Raw genomic sequence first — 20,004 nt, forward strand, 5'->3', positions numbered from 1 at the left:
CAAGAAACGGTTACTCCTGCCCGGTAGAAATCAGCATCTTATGTCCCTCTATATCCAGCCTGCGGAAAGACATATTGTACGCAAGGGCAAGATTTGGCGGCGTAAGAACCTGATCCCGCGTCCCGCTGGCGATCATCTTTCCACGTGACAGCAACCACACCCGGTGGGCATGCCGCAAGGTATGGTTGAGGTCATGACTGCTCATTACCACGGCGATACCCTTTCGGCTCAGACTACTTAACAGCGAATCCAGCGCCGCCTGCTGCGCCACATCCAGACCGCTCATCGGCTCATCCAGAAGCAGCATCCGCCCGTGAGGGTTACCTGCCGGGTGAATCTGAACAATGACCGCCGCCAGGCGCACTCGCTGCCATTCTCCGCCGGAAAGCTGGCTGGCGTGCCGGGACAGTTTATCTTCTAGCCCCAGGGCCGCAGCCACTTCAGTCAGCAGTGCCGTATGTTGTTTGTCGTGCAAATGCAGCATCAGATAATGCCAGACAGGCATCGCAAAAGGGGGCATTTGTTGCTGCACAAGGTAACTGCGCCGGTGCGCCAGCGAGACCGGCGACCAGTCAGTTAGAGTATGCTCCAGCAGCGATATCTGCCCTTGCCCGGAGGTTAGCCCCGCCATACGGGCCAACAACGTGCTCTTCCCTGCGCCGTTGGGCCCAACAAGATGCAGGATCTCTCCCGCATTGAGGGTACCGGTTATCGGCTCCAGACGTCCCTTCTCGGCAACGTCCGTGAGCTGCATCAGCAACGACATTATTTCGCCAGCGCCAGCTTGATAGATTCCATGACAATCGGATCTTCAGGCGTCATATCCGGCGAAAAACGCTGAACCACCTGGCCATCACGACCGATCAGGAATTTTTCAAAGTTCCACAGAATATCATCCGGGTAGAGCGGTGCCCGACCTTTGCTCGCCATACGTTCATAAAAGCCGCTGCCTTCTGGCGCAACGGCTGTCGGCGCGGCAGCAATCAGCTTCGCATACAGTGGATGGCGATCTTCGCCGTTAACATCAATTTTGCTGAACAGCGGGAACGTCACACCGTAGGTCGTACTACAAAACGTTTTGATCTCTTCTTCGCTTCCCGGCTCCTGGCCCAGGAACTGGTTGCAGGGGAAACCCAGCACGGTGAAACCGTCTTTCTCCCACGCTTTCTGAATGTTCTCCAGCTGCTCGTACTGTGGCGTCAGGCCACATTTGGATGCCACGTTGACGATCAGCAATACATTGCCTTTGTAGCCTTCCAGCGTGGTGTTATCGCCATCAATGGTGGTCACTTTGGTGTTCAGGATATCTGACTGCATAGCATTCCCTCTGGTTGTCTTACGGATCGTGATTTAACGTCCGGCTTTTAATAGTAGCCAGATAAATACCGGCGCGCCCAGCGTGGCGGTCACTACACCAATGGGCAGTTCCGCGGCTGTCAGGGCAAGCCGGGCGATGATATCGGCCACCAGCAGTGTTACCGCCCCGGCGACTGCCGAGGCCGGAAGTAAGGTTCGATGGTCGGTGAGGCCACACAGGCGAAGCATATGCGGAATAACCAACCCGATAAAACCAATCGCCCCCGCCAGCGCCACGCTGACCCCCACCAGCCAGCCAATGGCAATAACCAGCACATTACGCCAGAACACCAGTGGCATCCCGAGCTGGCGAGCGGATGTTTCACCCAGCGCGAGCATGTTGAGTGGTTGTGCCTGCATGGTCGCCCACAATATGACCGGGATCAGAAGAACCATCAGCCAGCCCTGGTGCCAGTCCACGCCCCCAAAACCGCCCATCATCCAGTACATCAGCTGACGCAGGTCAAAGGAGGTCGAGAAATAGACCGCCCAGGTCATCAGCGCGCTACAGATGATACCCAGCGCTACCCCGGCAAGCAGCAGACGGCTGGTCGATAAGTGCCGTCTGGCGAAACGCAGGAGAATGAGCGTTATCAGCAATGCGCCAGTAATGGCGCTCAGGCTGATACTCCACCCGGAAAGTGCTCCCCCACCAAGCATGACGGCCGCTATCAGCCCCACGCCTGCGCCGTTCGATACGCCGAGCAGCCCGGGTTCCGCCAGCGGGTTGTCGAACAATGCCTGCATAATGGTGCCGCAGAGCGCCAGTGCAGCCCCCACCAGGATCACCGCCACGGTGCGCGGCAGACGTATTTGCCAGATGAAGATCTGCCCGTCAGGGCTCATCCAGCTTTCAGGCCCTATCCATCTGTCGCCCGCACACAGGCTTATGCCGGCGGCGACAACAAGAAGCAGCACCAGCAAAAACAGGCGACGTTGATCGGAACGGTGCTGGCGATAGGCGTAATCAAGCATGTGTACAGTTTTATTGACGTAAGATGTAATTGATTTTACGGCGGGTTTGCCAAAGAGCGCAAAGAAAAAAGGCCGCGTGAGCGGCCTTTTTAGTTAGTTCATATTACTCTGCTTTGGGCGTTGCGTTTTCGACACGGCTTTTTAACTTCTGGCCGGGTCTGAAGGTCACCACGCGGCGAGCTGTAATGGGAATATCTTCCCCCGTCTTCGGGTTGCGGCCCGGACGTTGGTTTTTGTCTCGCAAATCAAAATTGCCAAAACCGGAGAGTTTTACCTGTTCACCATTTTCCAGAGCACGACGGATCTCTTCGAAAAACAGCTCTACCAGCTCTTTGGCATCCCGTTTGCTAAGCCCAAGCTTATCAAACAGATATTCTGACATTTCAGCTTTTGTAAGCGCCATAGGTTCAATCCCTCAATGATGCCTGGAATCGCTCTTTTAATGCCTCTACACATTTGGCGACGGTAGCGGCAATCTCCTCTTCTTCGAGTGTACGGCTGGTATCCTGAAGGATAAGGCTGATAGCAAGGCTCTTGAAACCTTCTGCTACGCCCTTGCCGCGGTACACGTCAAATAAGTTTACGCCAACTACCTGATTTACGCCAACTTTCTTACATTCGGCCAAAATATCTGCTGCGGGCACATTTTCCGCGACCACAACCGCGATATCACGGCGGTTCGCCGGGAAGCGTGACACGTCCTGCGCCTGAGGAATGACGCGGTCTGCAACCGGGTTCCACTCCAGCTCGAACACGATGGTACGGCCATTCAGATCCAGTTTACGCTCCAGCTCAGGGTGAACAACACCAATGAAACCAACACGTTTGCCGTCTAAATAAATGGCTGCACTTTGCCCCGGATGCAGTGCCGGAATGGCTTCTGCACGGAATTCAATTTCAGATAATTTACCGGTCAGATCGAGAATTGCTTCCAGATCGCCCTTCATATCGTAGAAATCAACCGTCCCTTTCGCCAGATCCCAATGCTCTTCATAGCGGTTACCGCTGATGGCACCAGCCAGCATAAGATCCTGACGGATGCCTAAATTTGCCTGATTATCCGGTACAAAGCGCAAACCGCTTTCGAAAATTCGCACACGGTTTTGCTGGCGATTCTGGTTGTAAACAATCGTACCCAGCAGCCCCGTCCACAGAGACAGACGCATCGCGGACATTTCGCTGGAGATTGGGCTTGGCAGGATCAGCGCTTCCTGGCCCGGATGGATCAACTGTTGCAGCTTCGGATCAACAAAGCTGTAGGTGATCACTTCCTGGTAACCTTTATCATTGAGCATGGTTTTCACACGCTTCAGAGACAGGTCAGCTTCACGGTGGGTGCCCATCACCAGACCCGCCTGTACAGGCTCATCAGGGATGTTGTTGTAGCCGTATACGCGAGCCACTTCTTCCACCAGGTCTTCTTCGATCTCCATGTCGAAACGCCATGATGGCGCAACAGCCTTCCATTCGTCCTGACCTTCGGTGACTTCACAGCCCAGGCGCTTCAGAATGTCGGTGACCTGCGCATCGGCAACGTGGTGCCCAATCAAACGATCCAGCTTGCTGCGACGCAGAGTGATGGTTGCGCGTTTTGGCAGAGTGTCTTCGTTTGTCACATCAATAACCGGGCCAGCTTCGCCGCCGCAGATATCGATCAGCAGGCGCGTTGCACGTTCCATTGCTTTGTATTGCAATGCCGGGTCAACGCCACGCTCGTAACGGTGAGAGGCATCGGTATGCAGGCCGTGACGGCGTGCGCGACCGGTGATGGAGAGCGGGCTGAAGAAGGCGCATTCCAGCAGGACGTTTTGCGTCTCGTCGTTCACGCCTGAGTGCTCGCCCCCGAAGATACCGCCCATCGCCAGCGCTTTACCATGATCTGCAATCACCAGGGTATCAGCGTTCAGTTTTGCTTCGCTGCCGTCCAGCAGAACCAGGGTTTCACCCTCTTTCGCCATGCGCACAACGATGCCGCCGTCGATACGATCTTTATCGAACGCATGCATTGGCTGGCCCAGCTCCAGCAGAACGTAGTTAGTAACGTCAACAACCGCATCAATGGAGCGAATACCACAGCGACGCAGTTTCTCTTTCATCCACAGAGGGGTTGGCGCTTTAACGTTAATGCCTTTCACAACACGCCCCAGGTAACGCGGGCACGCATCGGCGGCTTCAACCTGAATTGGCAGAGTGTCGGTAATGGTTGCAGCAACTGGCGTGATGTCTGGTACGTTCAGCTCAACCTGGTTCAGCACCGCAACATCGCGCGCTACGCCGATGATACCTAAGCAATCAGCACGGTTTGGCGTGACGCTGATTTCAATGGTGTTGTCATCAAGCTTCAGGTATTCACGGATATCGGTGCCAATTGGCGCATCCAACGGCAGCTCAATGATGCCATTGTGATCGTCGGAAATACCCAGCTCGGAGAACGAGCACAGCATGCCTTCAGACGGCTCACCGCGCAGCTTAGCCGCTTTAATTTTGAAATCGCCCGGCAGTACCGCACCGACGGTTGCCACAGCAACTTTCAGCCCCTGACGGCAGTTTGGCGCACCGCAGACGATATCCAGCAGGCGCTCGCCGCCCACGTTCACTTTTGTTACGCGCAGTTTGTCTGCATTAGGATGCTGGCCGCATTCAACTACTTCACCTACGACCACGCCATTAAAGGCACCTGAAACCGGCTCAACGCCGTCAACTTCCAGGCCAGCCATGGTGATCTGGTTAGAAAGCGCTTCGCTGTCCAGCGTGGTGTTCACCCATTCGCGTAACCACAGTTCACTGAATTTCATTGTTCTGTCCTGCCCTTATTTAAACTGTTTGAGGAAACGCAGATCGTTTTCGAAGAATGCACGCAGATCGGTCACGCCGTAACGCAGCATGGTCAGACGCTCCATGCCCATACCGAACGCAAAGCCGGAGTAAACTTCCGGATCGATACCTACGTTGCGCAGTACGTTTGGATGCACCATGCCGCAACCCAGCACTTCCAGCCACTTGCCATTTTTACCCATCACGTCAACTTCCGCAGACGGTTCAGTGAACGGGAAGTAGGACGGACGGAAACGAACCTGCAGATCTTCTTCAAAGAAGTTATTCAGGAAATCATGCAGCGTGCCTTTCAGGTTGGTGAAACTGATGTTTTTATCAACAATCAGGCCTTCCATCTGGTGGAACATTGGCGTGTGGGTCTGATCGTAGTCGTTACGATATACACGGCCCGGCGCGATAATACGGATTGGCGGTTCCTGATCCTTCATGGTACGGATCTGAACGCCGGAAGTTTGGGTGCGCAGCAGACGCGTGGCGTCGAACCAGAAAGTGTCGTGGTCAGCACGTGCCGGATGATGGCCAGGAATGTTCAGGGCATCGAAGTTGTGATAATCATCTTCAATTTCCGGGCCAGTCGCCACGGTAAAGCCGAGCTCACCGAAGAAACTTTCAATGCGATCGATGGTGCGGGTAACCGGGTGCAGACCGCCGTTTTCGATGCGGCGACCCGGCAGAGAAACGTCGATAGTCTCTGCAGCCAGACGCGCATTCAGCACTGCACTTTCCAGCTCAGCTTTGCGTGCGTTCAGCGCCTGCTGCACCTGCTCTTTGGCTTCGTTAATTACCGCACCCGCTGCCGGGCGTTCTTCTGGCGGCAGTTCACGCAGGGTTGTCATTTGAAGGGTCAGATGCCCTTTCTTACCAAGATATTCGACGCGGACATTGTCTAACGCGGCAACATCTGAGGCCTGATTAATGGCGGCTGTTGCACTGGCAACCAGCTCTGCGAGATGTGACATGATTTTCCTCATTATGTCGGTGCAGACACCGATTTGGTGGAGTTATTCTCTCAAATTCAGGCACAAAAAAAGCCTCCATCGGGAGGCTTATCTGGCGCTGTTTTTCGTTTCATCTTTCACGCGCTAGCCTCCTGAATTCAGGTGCTAAAGTAAAAGAAGAAGCGGAAAATAGCAGCATTCATGCTTGCGTTACCTTGTGTGGTAAATACCGTTAAGACCTTATTGAAAAGGTTGCACCGGTAAAAGTCAATCTTCTGATGGTGTTAAATGAAAAGAGGGAGCTAAGCCCCCTCTCTCAACTGGCTTATGCCAGTGCTGCTTTCGCTTTTTCGACCAGAGCGGTGAACGCTACTTTGTCGAATACTGCGATGTCAGCCAGGATCTTACGGTCGATTTCAACAGAGGCTTTTTTCAGGCCGTTGATGAATTTGCTGTAAGAAATACCGTTCTGACGTGCTGCTGCGTTGATACGCGCAATCCACAGTTGACGGAACTGACGCTTACGCTGACGACGGTCACGGTAAGCGTACTGACCTGCTTTGATAACAGCCTGGAAGGCAACGCGGTATACGCGTGAACGCGCACCGTAGTAGCCTTTAGCTTGTTTCAAAATTTTCTTGTGACGTGCACGTGCAATTACACCACGTTTTACGCGAGCCATGTGTGCTCTCCTGTATCTATTCTAAGTTAAAAAAGTTAAACGTTAACGACTTATGCGTACGGCAGGCACGCGATTACCAGGCCCAGATCGCCTTTAGAAACCATGGCTTTTGGACGCAGGTGACGTTTACGCTTGGTAGCTTTCTTAGTCAGAATGTGACGCAGGTTAGCGTGCTTGTGCTTAAAACCACCTTTACCGGTTTTTTTGAAGCGCTTAGCAGCACCGCGTACGGTCTTAATTTTTGGCATCTTAATAACTTCCACTTCGCATTGTTAAATAAACGAAACATAGGCGAACAAAACCTATGAAGCCCGAAGGCTCCACAGATTTTGCTGCTTGAAGGCCTTACTGTTTCTTCTTAGGAGCGAGCACCATGATCATCTGGCGGCCTTCGATCTTCGTAGGGAAGGATTCGACTACTGCCAGTTCACTCAGATCGTCACGGACGCGGTTAAGCACTTCCATACCAATCTGTTGGTGGGCCATCTCACGACCGCGGAAACGCAGCGTGATCTTGGCCTTATCGCCATCTTCCAGAAAGCGAATCAGGCTGCGGAGTTTTACCTGATAATCGCCATCGTCGGTACCAGGACGGAATTTGATTTCCTTAACCTGGATAACTTTTTGCTTTTTCTTCTGTTCCTTAGAAGACTTACTCTTTTCATAAAGGAACTTGCCGTAGTCCATGATACGACAAACTGGCGGTTCGGCGTTAGGGCTGATTTCAACTAAATCTACTCCAGCTTCTTCAGCCTTTTCGATTGCTTCTCTCAGACTCACAATCCCCAGCTGCTCGCCTTCCAGACCTGTTAAGCGAACTTCCTGGGCGCGAATCTCGCCATTGATACGATTCGGACGTGCCGTTTGAACTCGTTTTCCGCCTTTAATACCTTATTCCTCCAGTTGTTGAAGACTGCGGCTGCGAATCTCTTGTTGCAGCTTCTCAATCACTTCACTTACGTCCAGGCTGCCCAGGTCTTTACCACGGCGGGTGCGAACGGCAACTTTGCCTGCTTCCACCTCTTTATCACCACAGACCAACATATACGGGACACGACGTAAAGTGTGCTCGCGGATTTTAAAGCCAATCTTCTCATTTCTCAAGTCTGCTTTTACGCGAATGCCCGCATTTTGTAGTTTCTGCGTCAATTCTTTAACGTAATCCGCCTGAGAATCGGTAATGTTCATCACCACGACCTGCACTGGCGCAAGCCAGGTTGGGAAGAAGCCGGCGAACTCTTCAGTCAGGATGCCGATGAAGCGCTCCAGAGAACCGAGAATTGCACGGTGAATCATTACCGGTACCTGACGCTCGTTGTCTTCGCCAACATAAGAGGCGCTTAAACGCTGCGGCAGGGAGAAGTCCAGCTGTACAGTACCGCACTGCCATGCGCGATCGAGGCAGTCATACAGGGTAAATTCAATTTTCGGACCGTAGAATGCGCCCTCGCCCAACTGGTATTCGAACGGAATGCCGTTCTCTTCCAGCGCCACGGCGAGATCCGCTTCTGCGCGATCCCAGGTCTCATCGCTGCCGATACGTTTTTCCGGACGCGTTGAGAGTTTGACCACGATCTTCTCGAAGCCAAAGGTGCTGTACATATCGTAGACCATACGAATACAGGCGTTAACTTCGTCACGTACCTGATCTTCCGTACAGAAGATATGCGCATCATCCTGAGTAAAACCACGAACACGCATCAGACCATGCAGCGCACCTGATGGCTCGTTACGGTGGCAGCTACCGAACTCTGCCATACGCAGCGGCAGGTCGCGGTAGGACTTCAGACCCTGGTTGAAGATCTGAACGTGCCCCGGGCAGTTCATTGGCTTGATGCAGTATTCACGGTTCTCGGAAGAGGTAGTGAACATCGCATCTTTGTAGTTGTCCCAGTGGCCGGTTTTTTCCCACAGCACACGGTCCATCATGAACGGGCCTTTTACTTCCTGGTACTGGTACTCTTTCAGCTTGGAACGAACGAAGGTTTCCAGTTCACGGAAAATGGTCCAGCCGTCATTGTGCCAGAACACCATACCCGGCGCTTCTTCCTGCATGTGGTACAGGTCAAGTTGCTTACCAATTTTACGGTGGTCACGCTTCGCGGCTTCTTCCAGACGCTGCAGATAAGCATTCAGTGCTTTTTTATCGGCCCATGCGGTCCCGTAGATACGCTGCAACATCTTGTTGTTGCTGTCGCCACGCCAGTAGGCGCCTGCGATTTTCATCAGCTTGAAGTGATGACAGAAGCGCATATTCGGCACGTGCGGTCCACGGCACATGTCGACGTATTCTTCGTGATGGTACAAGCCAGGCTTGTCATCATGGGAGATGTTTTCATCAAGAATAGAGACTTTATAGCTCTCGCCACGCTTCACGAAGGTTTCACGCGCTTCGTGCCAGCTGACTTTCTTCTTGATGACGTCATAGTTCGTTTCGGCGAGCTCGTGCATACGTTTTTCGAGCGCGTCGATATCTTCCTGAGTCAGGGTGTGGTCAAGGTCAACGTCGTAGTAAAAACCGTTGTCGATTACCGGACCGATCGCCATTTTGGTGTTTGGCCACAGCTGTTTGATGGCATGACCTAACAGGTGTGCGCAGGAGTGGCGAATGATCTCCAGACCTTCTTCGTCTTTCGCTGTAATGATTGCAAGCGTTGCATCATTTTCGATCAAATCGGAAGCATCCACCAGCTCACCGTTAACACGGCCAGCGATGGTCGCTTTCGCAAGACCAGGACCAATGTCCAGGGCAACATCCATTGGGCTAACAGCGTGGTCGTAATGGCGTTGGCTGCCATCAGGAAGAGTAATTACAGGCATTTTATATCCTTATTTGCAGTGATGCCCCACACATAAGAGCATATACAAAGAAAATAATCGTGATTTGACAATAGATTACGACACCATCTGACCAACAATCGTCAAATTGGTTCGTCATCATTCACCCGCAGGAAAATCAGACAACGTCCGATTTACGGCAAGCCTTGCAATGTTAACACTAACAAAAGGGAGATTGCACCCTCTGCTGGCAGATTGGTGTGCTGGCACTTTTGCATGAATTTGCCGGTTGCATATCCCCGGAGCTCGCATTCCAGAGATGATGGGCTACTCTTGAACAGGTCATTAAACCCAAAGGTGCATACCATGAACGTATCTAGTAGAACGGTTGTGATATTGAACATCCTTTCAGCCACAGGTTTATTGTTAATTCTCGCCGAACGATTCCACTGGTTCTGAGCCTCACCTAAGCGGGTATAACCTAATCGCGCCCTGCGATGGGGCATTTTTCTGCCCTGTTTGATAGACTATGCGTATCAAGGAACAAGGATTAGGTTATGCCAACAAAACGATTTGCCGTAAAACACTGGAAAATGGTGCTGGTGCTGATAGCCATCTGCGGCGCTATGCTGTTACTGCGTTGGGCGGCAATGATTTGGGGCTAGAGGCGAATAGTCGTCATCAGAAAGTACGTCAACAGGCCTAAGATGTAAAACGGGCCGACATCTTCATCGGCCCGCCATTATTACATTCTATAACCCAGTGAAACAGTGGTTCTGCGATCGGTATGATCCGGTGCAGTTTCTGGCGGTGAAGAGTTCCAGGTCACGTTGTAAGCCACTTTCAGACCAAAGTGTTCGTTGATAGCCACGTTCAGCGCTGTCTCGGAGTTCAGCGTCGTATCGTCGGCACCAAATACTGAAACACCCTGGGTAAATTTGGTGTTGTCGGTCATCTGCCAGGCATAGGTGCCGGAAGCGTAGCCAAGAGGTTGGGTTTTGGTATCGCCATCGGTGTACTCGTCATAACGAACACCAGGACCGAATTCAAAACGGAAGCTGTGTACCGGGCCATTCAGGAACTGACGACCATAACCCGCAGTGAACACATCACGCTGACGATAACCGTTGTAGCGGTCAGTCAACCAGCTTGCCTGACCAAACAGGTAGTCATAGTCAGTCATGTTGTAGCGGCTACGTCCGCCTACCGCATATTTCTCGGAAGAGCGTTCATCATTAGCGGAAGTGTTGCTGGCATTTCCCCACAGAGACCATGCGGTGGTGTTACCGTACCAGGTGAGCGTACTGTCCGCTGTCAGAGAGGAGCTTTTCGTGTTACCGGATTGTGCCAGGTACCCGGCGTTCAGGTTACCTTCAAACGGTTTTTTCGCGGTGGTGGGATCGTCCATGACAGTAAAAACGGTATCATCGGCGCTCGCGTTCATTGCCACAAACACGCCACCCGCCAGCATCAGTGCAGCGGGTACTGTCTTCAAAAGCTTCATTTTATTAAGGAGTCCGTACAACAAAAAAAGAGACCACACGGTCCCGGAATCTTTCTTGAGGATCAATGACAAGGCGTCCAGAGAAAGGTAACAAATTATAAAAAGCCGCAAATAACATAGCAATGTTTTCTTATTTCATTTTTTGAATAAGAACGATCTCAAATTGCGTTTTATTTTATATATCCCCAAAATGTTATTTCATCCCTATTCATATTTAAAATCATACTGTTATTTACATTGCCTTCCTGATAAATGGTGCCAGACTAATAAGAACCCATGCTAAAAGGAGGTAATGATGGTTTCTATCTACACTCTGACGCTCTCCCCTTCCCTTGATTCCGCCACCCTGACGCCCCAGATTTACCCGGAAGGTAAATTGCGTTGCACGCCCCCTGTCTTTGAGCCAGGCGGTGGAGGTATCAACGTGGCGCGCGCGATTACGCACCTCGGCGGTAAAGCGACAGCAATATTCCCCGCAGGGGGAGCCACCGGTGAACACCTGATCTCTTTGCTGGCAGATGAGCATGTTGCCGTAGAGACAGTCGATGCCAAAGACTGGACACGACAAAACCTGCATGTACACGTGGAGTCAAGCGGAGAGCAATACCGTTTTGTCATGCCTGGCGCAAAGCTCAGTGATGATGAATTTCGTCAACTGGAAGAGAAAGTGCTGGCGATAGAAAGCGGTGCACTGCTGGTAGTGAGCGGCAGCCTGCCACCCGGCGTGAGCACGGAAAAATTAACAGCGCTCATCCGGGCTGCACAACAACGCGGGATCCGCTGCATTGTCGACAGCAGCGGCGATGCCCTGCAGGCTGCATTAGTGCCTGGCAATCTTGAGCTGGTTAAACCCAACCAGAAAGAGTTGAGTGCACTGGTCAACCGCGAACTGACACAACCAGATGATGTTCGCACCGCCGCACAGGAGTTGGTGCGCAGCGGTAAAGCGCGACGCGTTGTGGTCTCCCTTGGTCCTCAGGGGGCGCTGGCAGTCGATGAATCGTCGTCCGTTCAGGTTGTGCCACCCCCAATGAAAAGTCAGAGTACAGTGGGTGCCGGTGACAGCATGGTCGGTGCAATGACGCTGAAACTGGCACAGGGCGCATCACTGCTGGAAATGACACGCTACGGTGTGGCGGCGGGGAGTGCTGCAACCATCAACCAGGGCACGCGTCTCTGTTCACTGGCCGATACGCAAAAAATCGTTGATTACCTGTCACGCAATTAACACCCGTTCCCCTTCTTTATGGAGGGGAAATTCACATCGTAGTCGCCAAACACAGACTATCGACTATGCTAAGAAAACTTTCATGATAACAATGAGGTGAATTATGAGCAGTGGTGACATCACCCGCTACGTTGTAACCGTCAACCTTCATGAAGCATCGCTCACCGAGCTGAATGAGCTCAACAACGCGTTCACCCGGGCTAATTTTCTCCTCACGCTCACGGATGACGAGGGCAATGTTCATGATTTAGGCACGCTGACATTCGGCATAATCAGTCCCCTGAGCCAGGAAGAGGTACATGCGCTGGGCACCAGTCTGGTGGAAAGCGTGACTGACAAGCCTGCCGAAATTGACGTGGAAACCTGGGAAAGCTGGAAGAAAAAAGAACAATAAGTGCCCTGCATGAATTTAAACCGCTCAGGTGTGCGTTAGTTCGTATTTTTTTACCGCAATTATGCGCTAACTTTATGATCTGGCAGACAACATGGGAGAGACAACATGTGGCAGGCTATCAGTCATCTTTTAAGTGAGCAACTGGGTGAAGGTGAAATTGAACTGCGTAACGAACTGCCAGGCGGAGAGATCCACGCCGCGTGGCATTTACGCTACGCTGGACGCGACCTTTTCGTTAAATGTGATGAGCGGGAACTGCTTCCGATCTTTACCGCCGAAGCTGACCAGCTGGAACTGTTGTCGCGCAGTAAAACTGTGACGGTCCCACAAGTTCTGGCCGTGGGGAGTGACCGAGACTACAGCTTTCTGGTGATGGAATATCTCCCAGCCCGTCCGTTAGATGCCCATAATGCTTTCATTCTCGGCCAACATTTAGCGCGCCTGCATCAATGGAGCGACCAGCCGCAGTTTGGTCTCGATTTCGACAACGATCTCTCCACTACCCCACAACCTAATGCCTGGCAGCGTCGCTGGTCGACGTTTTTTGCTGAGCAACGCATTGGCTGGCAACTTGAGCTGGCCGCAGAAAAAGGGCTGGAATTTGGCAATATAGATGCCATCGTTGAGCACGTTCAGCAGCGTCTGGCATCCCACCAGCCTCAGCCTTCTTTGCTACACGGCGATTTATGGTCAAATAATTGCGCGCTAGGCCCTAACGGCCCCTATATTTTTGACCCGGCCTGCTACTGGGGTGACAGAGAATGCGATCTGGCCATGTTGCCGCTGCATCCGGAACAGCCACCGCAAATATATGATGGGTACCAGTCGGTTTCCCCCCTGCCGCCCGGTTTCCTCGATCGCCAGCCGGTGTATCAGCTTTATACGCTGATGAACCGAGCCATCCTGTTTGGCGGGGAGCACCTGGTCAACGCGCAGCGGGCCCTTGAACGTATACTTGCCGCGTGAAGGCAGATAAGGGTGGCTCTTTCGCCACCCTTATCTGTTACAGAAAACCGAGCAGCGAGAAGAAGAAGTATCCCGCCACAATGATGATCACCGGGAGGATATAGAGCGGGAAAATTTGCAGAAAAATGGTATGACGCGGCACAACAATGCGGGATTCAATCTGCTCCCGACTCATCCCTTCCGGGCCTTTAGCCTGCTCCAGAATTAACTGATCCTCAACCCCTTCGCGTAGAAAGCGCGTCTGACGACTCATTCGTGCGCCAGAGGCCTGCAATGCGAGGGCGATAAAGATCAGTGCGTAAATGACCCAAAAGCCGATATTCAGTTGCTGATGAAAATCCGGGGTGGGTGAGTTGAACCAGAAGACATTCAAGAATGGTGTGTTAAAACGCATCATCTCAATCATGACATGCGCAAAATCAAGCATTACCGCATTAATACCCGGCTGTTTTTCGCTGTGATCGTACATAAATTTCAGTACAGAGATCAGCGTAGAAATGACAGCTGGAATAAAAATCACCCAGCCAGCAATACGTTTTAAGACCGCGATGCGTCCAGCTTGTTGATACGTCATCAGTTCCTCTTCATAAAGACGCGTTATTTGTGCCTAAGTCTACCTGCTGGTCATCAATTTCGCCCGATCTTTAAAGGCAATATGCTAAATTGCAGGTTGTGCTTAGCACTTATCGTCTGTCGAACACCCTGGATAAGGAGACGTTGTGATGTCGACACCGCGCCAAATTCTTGCCGCAATTTTTGACATGGATGGATTACTGATCGATTCCGAACCGTTGTGGGATCGCGCCGAACTGGACGTCATCGCCAGCCTTGGCGTAGATATCAGCCGCCGTAATGAACTTCCAGACACGCTTGGCCTGCGCATTGATATGGTCGTCGATCTGTGGTTTGCCCAACAGCCGTGGGTTGGCCCGGATCGTGATGAAGTGACCGCACGCATTATCAGCCGCGCCATCTCGCTGGTCGAAGAGAACAAGCCGTTGCTGCCTGGGGTACGTGAAGCCGTCGCGCTGTGTAAAGCTCAGGGGCTGAAAGTCGGTCTGGCCTCTGCTTCACCGCTGCATATGCTGGAAAAAGTGCTCATCATGTTTGAACTGCGCGACAGTTTCGACGCGCTGGCATCAGCGGAAAAATTGCCTTACAGCAAGCCGCACCCGCAGGTCTATCTGGACTGTGCCGCTAAGCTGGGTATTGATCCGCTCAACTGCGTTGCGCTGGAAGACTCCGTAAACGGTATGGTGGCATCGAAAGCCGCACGGATGCGCTCCATTGTGGTTCCAGCCGAAGAAACCCGCCACGATCCCCGGTTTGCCCTTGCCGATGTGAAGCTTACTTCACTGGTCGGGTTGACGACGCATCACCTGCAGGGCGGTTAATGCCTGCGTTGGGTTTGTGACAAACAGTTACACCGTCACCTCTTCCGCCTACTGTATAAAAACCCTATACTGTATGAATTGACAGTTTTGTGGGTTTTATCATGACGGCGGAAGGCCACCTGCTTTTTTCTATTGCGTGCGCAGTATTTGCCAAAAACGCTGAACTTACCCCCGTGCTGGCGCAGGGGGACTGGTGGCATATTGTCCCTTCCGCCGTATTGACCTGTTTGCTGCCCGACATTGACCACCCCAAATCCTTTCTTGGGCAACGCCTTAAGTGGGTATCAAAACCTATCGCTCGCGCGTTTGGCCACCGGGGATTTACGCATAGTCTGCTGGCCGTGTTCGGCCTGCTGACGCTCTTCTACTTAAAAGTGCCCGAAAGCTGGATTGTCCCCGCAGATGCCATCCAGGGGATGGTGCTGGGCTATTTAAGCCATATTCTCGCCGATATGCTAACGCCTGCGGGCGTACCGCTGCTTTGGCCCTGCCGCTGGCGTTTCCGTTTTCCCATCCTTGCACCGCAGAAAGGTAACCAGCTTGAGCGCGTATTGTGCATGGCGCTGTTTGCCTATGCTGTCTGGATGCCGCAAACATTGCCCGAAAACAGTGCAGTCCGCTGGTCTTCCCAGATGATTAATTCGCTGCAATTTCAGTTCAATCGTTTTATTCATCACCAGATTGAACAGTAAACAGACAAAACTATCTCATTTGTCATAACCCATTCCATTTGGATATAAGCGCTACATCACACTTCTGCTAACCTTGCGCCAACAGGATCGGTAAAAACCGACCCCATAATAAATCAGGAGAACGGGGATGAATTTTCCACTCATCGCGAACGTCATTGTGTTCGTTGTATTGCTATTGCTTCTCGCGCAGGCGCGCCACAAACAGTGGAGTCTGGCGAAAAAAGTACTGGTTGGTCTGGTCATGGGTGTTGTATTTGGTCTGGCATTACAGGCAATTTATGGCTCCGACAATCCAGTTCTGAAAGATTCCATTCAGTGGTTCAACATTGTCGGTAACGGCTATGTTCAGCTGCTGCAGATGATCGTTATGCCACTGGTGTTTGCCTCTATTCTGAGTGCCGTTGCCCGACTGCATAACGCGACCCAACTGGGGAAAATCAGCTTCCTGACCATTGGTACGCTGCTGTTTACCACGCTGATTGCGGCGCTGGTAGGTGTACTGGTCACCAACCTGTTCGGCCTGACTGCCGAAGGGCTGGTTCAGGGCAGTGCTGAAACAGCGCGTCTGACCGCGATTCAAACCAACTACGTAGGTAAAGTGGCGGACCTGACCGTTCCGCAAATGGTGCTCTCCTTCATTCCGAAGAACCCGTTTGCTGACCTGACCGGCGCCAACCCAACCTCCATCATCAGCGTGGTCATTTTCGCCGCGTTCCTGGGTGTGGCGGCACTTAAACTGCTGAAAGACGATGCACCAAAAGGTGAACGCGTGCTGACCGCTATCGATACCCTGCAAAGCTGGGTGATGAAGTTGGTTCGTCTGGTGATGCAGTTAACCCCTTATGGTGTTCTGGCGCTGATGACCAAAGTGGTTGCGGGCTCTAACCTGCAGGACATCATCAAGCTGGGTAGTTTTGTGATTGCCTCTTATCTGGGCCTGGGCATTATGTTTGTGGTGCACGGTATCCTGCTGGGTGTGAACGGCGTTAGCCCGCTGAAATACTTCCGCAAAGTCTGGCCGGTGCTGACCTTCGCCTTCACCAGTCGTTCCAGCGCCGCGTCTATTCCGCTGAACGTTGAAGCACAGACCCGCCGTCTGGGCGTGCCTGAGTCTATCGCCAGCTTCTCTGCCTCTTTTGGTGCCACCATCGGTCAGAACGGTTGTGCAGGTCTTTACCCGGCGATGCTGGCGGTGATGGTTGCTCCAACCGTGGGTATCAACCCGCTTGACCCAGTCTGGATTGCTACACTGGTAGGGATTGTGACCATAAGTTCCGCAGGCGTTGCAGGTGTCGGTGGTGGCGCAACCTTCGCCGCGCTGATCGTGCTGCCTGCTCTGGGTCTGCCGGTGACGCTGGTTGCGCTGCTGATCTCCGTTGAACCGCTGATCGACATGGGGCGTACCGCGCTGAACGTAAGCGGCTCAATGACGGCCGGTACGCTGACCAGCCAGTGGCTGAAGCAGACTGACAAAGCGATTCTGGAAAGTGAAGACGACGTCGAACTGGCGCACCGTTAAACACTGACAATTAAAAAAAACCGCCTGATGGCGGTTTTTTTTATGGCTGTTACTCTTCAACCTCTTCATCCTGGCGGATCTGCATCGCCCACCGTTGCGCGGATTCCGGTACTGTAAAAGTCGGGGAACGACGGAAATGTTCACCGATCAGCACAAACGCCACATATTTACCGCGTAACAGCCAGACATCACGAAAACCCTCCACTTTCAGGGCATGATCCGGCGGCGCGGGTTCAACGCGGGGCACATAGCTAATAACCTGGCGGTTTTGTTGGCGAAGAGGTTTCATAAGCGACTGGTTCACTAAAGCAAATTCTTGAAGCAGGAAAATTCTATGATAGCCGATCCTGCTACCTTCCGTCGCGCCCCGAGTGGGTGAGATGGCTTCTTTCGCTAATGACGGCATGTGAAAACTCTTAGTTAGCAAACCATCTTGCGACATTGTCCTATCCTTAAAAGGTTTTTTAGCAATGAATCAAGGAGCATCGTGCAATGTCGAACAAAGATAAAACACATCAATCGCCGATTCATGGCACTGAAGAGTCTCAACCGGGAATGGACTCCCTCGCCCCTGCTGACGGCTCTCACCGCCCCTCTCCCGGCCCTTCAGCCCCAGGCGAACAACCTACCGCACCGGGAAGCGTGAAATCACCGGACACGGGAAATGAAAAACTGAAATCTCTAGCGCCACACCGTAAAGGCGGCGAAGGTTTTGCGCTCACCACCAATCAGGGCGTGCGCATTGCTGACGATCAGAACTCCCTTCGCGCAGGCGCGCGCGGGCCGACCCTGCTGGAAGATTTTATCCTGCGGGAAAAAATCACCCATTTTGACCACGAACGGATACCGGAACGCATCGTCCACGCCCGCGGTTCCGCGGCCCACGGCTACTTTCAGCCCTATAAGAGTCTGAAAGCGATCACCAAAGCGGATTTCCTCTCCGACCCGGATAAAATCACACCGGTGTTTGTGCGTTTCTCCACCGTGCAGGGCGGCGCGGGTTCGGCAGACACCGTCCGGGATATCCGCGGCTTTGCCACCAAATTTTATACCGAAGAGGGAATTTTCGATCTGGTGGGCAACAACACTCCCGTGTTTTTCATTCAGGATGCGCATAAATTTCCTGACTTTGTCCATGCGGTAAAACCAGAGCCTCACTGGGCCATACCGCAGGGACAAAGTGCGCACGACACCTTCTGGGACTATGTCTCCCTGCAGCCTGAAACCTTACACAACGTGATGTGGGCGATGTCAGACAGGGGCATTCCGCGCAGTTATCGTACAATGGAAGGATTTGGCATCCATACCTTCCGTCTGATCAATGCCGAGGGAAAAGCCACGTTTGTCCGCTTCCACTGGAAGCCTGTGGCGGGTAAAGCCTCGCTGGTGTGGGACGAAGCGCAGAAGCTCACCGGACGCGATCCGGACTTCCATCGCCGCGAGCTGTGGGAGTCCATTGAAGCGGGCGATTTCCCGGAATACGAACTGGGCCTGCAGCTCATTCCGGAAGAGGACGAATGCAAGTTCGATTTCGATCTCCTTGACCCGACCAAACTGATCCCGGAGAAGCTGGTGCCGGTTCAGCTGGTGGGTAAAATGGTGCTCAACCGTAACCCGGATAATTTCTTCGCCGAAAACGAACAGGTCGCGTTCCACCCGGGGCATATCGTGCCGGGGCTGGATTTCACCAACGATCCTCTCTTACAGGGACGTTTATTCTCGTATACCGATACGCAGATCAGCCGTCTAGGTGGGCCGAATTTCCACGAAATCCCGATTAACCGTCCAACCTGTCCGTACCACAACTTCCAGCGGGACGGGATGCACCGTCAGGATATTGATACCAACCCGGCGAACTATGAACCGAACTCCATCAACGATAACTGGCCGCGCGAAACCCCACCCGGGCCGAAACGCGGTGGATTCGAATCGTATCAGGAGCGTATTGATGGCAACAAAATTCGCGAGCGCAGCCCGTCGTTTGGCGAGTATTACGCCCACCCTCGCCTGTTCTGGAACAGCCAGACGCCGATTGAGCAGCAGCACATTATCGGCGGCTTCATCTTTGAGCTCAGCAAAGTGGTGCGCACCTATATCCGCGAGCGCGTGGTCGACCAGCTGGCGCATATTGATGTTCAGCTTGCTCAGAGCGTAGCCGATAACCTGGGTATTACGCTCACCGATGAGCAACGCAACCTGGCGCCGCCAAAAGCGGTTAATGGTGTGAAAAAAGATCCGTCACTGAGTCTGTACGCAGTGCCGGGTGGCTCAATTAAAGGCCGCGTGGTCGCCATTCTGCTAAATGATAAAACCCGCGCCAGTGATGTGCTGGGAATTATGCAGGCGCTGAAAAAGCAAGGCGTGCACGCCAAACTGCTTTATTCCCGCATGGGCGAAGTGACCGCCAATGACGGCTCCGTGCTGCCGGTGGCGGCGACTTTTGCCGGCGCGCCATCGCTAACCGTCGATGCGGTAATTGTGCCGTGCGGGGATATTAACAGCCTGCTGACCAACGGTGACGCCGTCTATTACTTGCTGGAAGCCTATAAACACCTTAAACCGATCGCGCTATCCGGCGATGCGCGACAGTTTAAAGCGCAGTTGAAGGTGGCGGATCAGGGTGAGGATGGCATTGTGGAGGGCGATAACGTCAATGACGCGTTTATGACGAAACTGTTTGATTTGCTCGCTGTTCATCGCGTCTGGTCGCGCAGCAGTAAGATTGACCAGATACCGGCGTAAA

General features: G+C 52.8%; 23 protein-coding genes and 1 other annotated feature. Of the genes, 9 read left to right on the forward strand and 14 right to left on the reverse strand.

Annotated elements, in window-relative coordinates:
- Positions 1-10: 10 nt before the first annotated feature.
- The 11 genes from btuD to thrS all read right to left on the reverse strand — a co-directional run bounded on the left by btuD (position 11) and on the right by thrS (position 9,606).
- Positions 11-766 (reverse strand): vitamin B12 ABC transporter ATP-binding protein BtuD, encoded by a 756-nt coding sequence (gene btuD / locus JGF26_RS00800; protein WP_108090153.1) that lies wholly within the window; start codon positions 764-766, stop codon positions 11-13.
- The gene (locus JGF26_RS00805; protein WP_028017227.1) at positions 766-1,317 is read right to left on the reverse strand and encodes a glutathione peroxidase; all 552 of its coding nucleotides are present in this window, start codon (positions 1,315-1,317) and stop codon (positions 766-768) included. Before JGF26_RS00805 ends, btuD begins: the two co-directional genes overlap by 1 nt.
- Before the next feature lie 33 nt (positions 1,318-1,350).
- The gene (btuC, locus tag JGF26_RS00810; protein WP_028017226.1) at positions 1,351-2,331 is read right to left on the reverse strand and encodes a vitamin B12 ABC transporter permease BtuC; all 981 of its coding nucleotides are present in this window, start codon (positions 2,329-2,331) and stop codon (positions 1,351-1,353) included.
- Between the two features lie 103 nt (positions 2,332-2,434).
- Positions 2,435-2,734 carry an integration host factor subunit alpha gene (ihfA, locus tag JGF26_RS00815; RefSeq protein ID WP_003857805.1) on the reverse strand — a complete coding sequence of 100 codons (300 nt, stop codon included), beginning with the start codon at positions 2,732-2,734 and terminating at the stop codon, positions 2,435-2,437.
- Positions 2,735-2,738: 4 nt separating this feature from the next.
- Positions 2,739-5,126 (reverse strand): phenylalanine--tRNA ligase subunit beta, encoded by a 2,388-nt coding sequence (gene pheT / locus JGF26_RS00820; RefSeq protein ID WP_128347991.1) that lies wholly within the window; start codon positions 5,124-5,126, stop codon positions 2,739-2,741.
- Positions 5,127-5,141: 15 nt separating this feature from the next.
- Positions 5,142-6,125, reverse strand: a complete 984-nt coding sequence (gene pheS, locus JGF26_RS00825; RefSeq protein ID WP_010426091.1) for a phenylalanine--tRNA ligase subunit alpha — start codon at positions 6,123-6,125, stop codon at positions 5,142-5,144.
- A 62-nt stretch (positions 6,126-6,187) separates the two neighbouring features.
- Positions 6,188-6,312, reverse strand: a sequence feature (Phe leader region).
- Entirely contained in the window at positions 6,263-6,307 is a 45-nt protein-coding gene (pheM, locus tag JGF26_RS00830) for a pheST operon leader peptide PheM (RefSeq protein WP_001386830.1), read from the reverse strand. It overlaps the preceding feature by 45 nt.
- Positions 6,313-6,429: 117 nt before the next feature.
- On the reverse strand, positions 6,430-6,786 hold the full coding sequence (gene rplT / locus JGF26_RS00835) for a 50S ribosomal protein L20 (protein ID WP_000124850.1): 357 nt from the start codon (positions 6,784-6,786) through the stop codon (positions 6,430-6,432).
- 50 nt (positions 6,787-6,836) lie between these two features.
- Positions 6,837-7,034, reverse strand: a complete 198-nt coding sequence (gene rpmI, locus JGF26_RS00840; RefSeq protein WP_001124225.1) for a 50S ribosomal protein L35 — start codon at positions 7,032-7,034, stop codon at positions 6,837-6,839.
- Positions 7,035-7,131: 97 nt separating this feature from the next.
- Entirely contained in the window at positions 7,132-7,674 is a 543-nt protein-coding gene (gene infC, locus JGF26_RS00845) for a translation initiation factor IF-3 (RefSeq protein WP_023616141.1), read from the reverse strand.
- Between the two features lie 3 nt (positions 7,675-7,677).
- The gene (gene thrS / locus JGF26_RS00850; RefSeq protein WP_028017224.1) at positions 7,678-9,606 is read right to left on the reverse strand and encodes a threonine--tRNA ligase; all 1,929 of its coding nucleotides are present in this window, start codon (positions 9,604-9,606) and stop codon (positions 7,678-7,680) included.
- Positions 9,607-9,930: 324 nt separating this feature from the next.
- Between thrS and yncL the strand changes: the two genes are divergently transcribed.
- Complete coding sequence (gene yncL, locus JGF26_RS00855) at positions 9,931-10,023, forward strand: stress response membrane protein YncL (RefSeq protein WP_021241082.1); 93 nt, start codon at positions 9,931-9,933, stop codon at positions 10,021-10,023.
- A 98-nt stretch (positions 10,024-10,121) separates the two neighbouring features.
- Positions 10,122-10,229, forward strand: coding sequence for a small membrane protein YniD (yniD, locus tag JGF26_RS00860; RefSeq protein WP_008500658.1), 108 nt, complete (start codon positions 10,122-10,124; stop codon positions 10,227-10,229).
- Positions 10,230-10,309: 80 nt separating this feature from the next.
- On the opposite strand, the gene JGF26_RS00865 is transcribed toward yniD, so the two are convergent.
- Complete coding sequence (locus tag JGF26_RS00865) at positions 10,310-11,068, reverse strand: YdiY family protein (protein WP_028017222.1); 759 nt, start codon at positions 11,066-11,068, stop codon at positions 10,310-10,312.
- Positions 11,069-11,363: 295 nt separating this feature from the next.
- On the opposite strand from JGF26_RS00865, the gene pfkB reads away from it, so the two are divergent.
- From pfkB to JGF26_RS00880, 3 genes are all read left to right on the forward strand, one after another.
- Positions 11,364-12,296: a 6-phosphofructokinase II gene (pfkB, locus tag JGF26_RS00870; protein WP_049007599.1), complete on the forward strand. Its 933-nt coding sequence runs from the start codon at positions 11,364-11,366 to the stop codon at positions 12,294-12,296.
- A 103-nt stretch (positions 12,297-12,399) separates the two neighbouring features.
- On the forward strand, positions 12,400-12,690 hold the full coding sequence (ghoS, locus tag JGF26_RS00875; RefSeq protein WP_028017220.1) for a type V toxin-antitoxin system endoribonuclease antitoxin GhoS: 291 nt from the start codon (positions 12,400-12,402) through the stop codon (positions 12,688-12,690).
- Between the two features lie 105 nt (positions 12,691-12,795).
- Positions 12,796-13,656, forward strand: coding sequence for a fructosamine kinase family protein (locus JGF26_RS00880; protein ID WP_134707566.1), 861 nt, complete (start codon positions 12,796-12,798; stop codon positions 13,654-13,656).
- 37 nt (positions 13,657-13,693) lie between these two features.
- On the opposite strand, the gene JGF26_RS00885 is transcribed toward JGF26_RS00880, so the two are convergent.
- Positions 13,694-14,230 carry a YniB family protein gene (locus JGF26_RS00885; RefSeq protein ID WP_049007596.1) on the reverse strand — a complete coding sequence of 179 codons (537 nt, stop codon included), beginning with the start codon at positions 14,228-14,230 and terminating at the stop codon, positions 13,694-13,696.
- A 148-nt stretch (positions 14,231-14,378) separates the two neighbouring features.
- Here JGF26_RS00885 and hxpB point away from each other — a divergent pair, with 148 nt between their 5' ends.
- The 3 genes from hxpB (at position 14,379) to JGF26_RS00900 (ending at position 17,261) form a co-directional block, all read left to right on the forward strand.
- Positions 14,379-15,050, forward strand: coding sequence for a hexitol phosphatase HxpB (gene hxpB, locus JGF26_RS00890; RefSeq protein WP_028017217.1), 672 nt, complete (start codon positions 14,379-14,381; stop codon positions 15,048-15,050).
- Positions 15,051-15,151: 101 nt separating this feature from the next.
- On the forward strand, positions 15,152-15,742 hold the full coding sequence (locus tag JGF26_RS00895; protein WP_014883483.1) for a metal-dependent hydrolase: 591 nt from the start codon (positions 15,152-15,154) through the stop codon (positions 15,740-15,742).
- 127 nt (positions 15,743-15,869) lie between these two features.
- Positions 15,870-17,261, forward strand: coding sequence for an L-cystine transporter (locus tag JGF26_RS00900; RefSeq protein ID WP_028017216.1), 1,392 nt, complete (start codon positions 15,870-15,872; stop codon positions 17,259-17,261).
- 49 nt (positions 17,262-17,310) lie between these two features.
- Here the strand turns inward: JGF26_RS00900 and cedA are convergent, their stop codons facing one another.
- Positions 17,311-17,703, reverse strand: coding sequence for a cell division activator CedA (gene cedA, locus JGF26_RS00905; protein WP_306671787.1), 393 nt, complete (start codon positions 17,701-17,703; stop codon positions 17,311-17,313).
- A 50-nt stretch (positions 17,704-17,753) separates the two neighbouring features.
- On the opposite strand from cedA, the gene katE reads away from it, so the two are divergent.
- A complete protein-coding gene (gene katE, locus JGF26_RS00910) occupies positions 17,754-20,003 on the forward strand; it encodes a catalase HPII (protein ID WP_134707565.1) in 2,250 nt (749 codons plus the stop codon).
- Position 20,004 lies beyond the last annotated feature (1 nt).

The organism is Enterobacter sp. E1, assembly GCF_016809815.1.
GTDB classification, from domain to species: Bacteria; Pseudomonadota; Gammaproteobacteria; order Enterobacterales; family Enterobacteriaceae; genus Enterobacter; species Enterobacter adelaidei.

Coding starts and splice junctions, on each gene's coding strand:
- btuD (WP_108090153.1), bottom strand. CDS start 766: ATGTCGTTGCTGATGCAGCTCACGGACGTTGCCGAGAAGGGACGTCTG.
- JGF26_RS00805 (WP_028017227.1), bottom strand. CDS start 1,317: ATGCAGTCAGATATCCTGAACACCAAAGTGACCACCATTGATGGCGAT.
- btuC (WP_028017226.1), bottom strand. CDS start 2,331: ATGCTTGATTACGCCTATCGCCAGCACCGTTCCGATCAACGTCGCCTG.
- ihfA (WP_003857805.1), bottom strand. CDS start 2,734: ATGGCGCTTACAAAAGCTGAAATGTCAGAATATCTGTTTGATAAGCTT.
- pheT (WP_128347991.1), bottom strand. CDS start 5,126: ATGAAATTCAGTGAACTGTGGTTACGCGAATGGGTGAACACCACGCTG.
- pheS (WP_010426091.1), bottom strand. CDS start 6,125: ATGTCACATCTCGCAGAGCTGGTTGCCAGTGCAACAGCCGCCATTAAT.
- rplT (WP_000124850.1), bottom strand. CDS start 6,786: ATGGCTCGCGTAAAACGTGGTGTAATTGCACGTGCACGTCACAAGAAA.
- rpmI (WP_001124225.1), bottom strand. CDS start 7,034: ATGCCAAAAATTAAGACCGTACGCGGTGCTGCTAAGCGCTTCAAAAAA.
- thrS (WP_028017224.1), bottom strand. CDS start 9,606: ATGCCTGTAATTACTCTTCCTGATGGCAGCCAACGCCATTACGACCAC.
- yncL (WP_021241082.1), top strand. CDS start 9,931: ATGAACGTATCTAGTAGAACGGTTGTGATATTGAACATCCTTTCAGCC.
- yniD (WP_008500658.1), top strand. CDS start 10,122: ATGCCAACAAAACGATTTGCCGTAAAACACTGGAAAATGGTGCTGGTG.
- JGF26_RS00865 (WP_028017222.1), bottom strand. CDS start 11,068: ATGAAGCTTTTGAAGACAGTACCCGCTGCACTGATGCTGGCGGGTGGC.
- pfkB (WP_049007599.1), top strand. CDS start 11,364: ATGGTTTCTATCTACACTCTGACGCTCTCCCCTTCCCTTGATTCCGCC.
- ghoS (WP_028017220.1), top strand. CDS start 12,400: ATGAGCAGTGGTGACATCACCCGCTACGTTGTAACCGTCAACCTTCAT.
- JGF26_RS00880 (WP_134707566.1), top strand. CDS start 12,796: ATGTGGCAGGCTATCAGTCATCTTTTAAGTGAGCAACTGGGTGAAGGT.
- JGF26_RS00885 (WP_049007596.1), bottom strand. CDS start 14,230: ATGACGTATCAACAAGCTGGACGCATCGCGGTCTTAAAACGTATTGCT.
- hxpB (WP_028017217.1), top strand. CDS start 14,379: ATGTCGACACCGCGCCAAATTCTTGCCGCAATTTTTGACATGGATGGA.
- JGF26_RS00895 (WP_014883483.1), top strand. CDS start 15,152: ATGACGGCGGAAGGCCACCTGCTTTTTTCTATTGCGTGCGCAGTATTT.
- JGF26_RS00900 (WP_028017216.1), top strand. CDS start 15,870: ATGAATTTTCCACTCATCGCGAACGTCATTGTGTTCGTTGTATTGCTA.
- cedA (WP_306671787.1), bottom strand. CDS start 17,703: ATGTCGCAAGATGGTTTGCTAACTAAGAGTTTTCACATGCCGTCATTA.
- katE (WP_134707565.1), top strand. CDS start 17,754: ATGTCGAACAAAGATAAAACACATCAATCGCCGATTCATGGCACTGAA.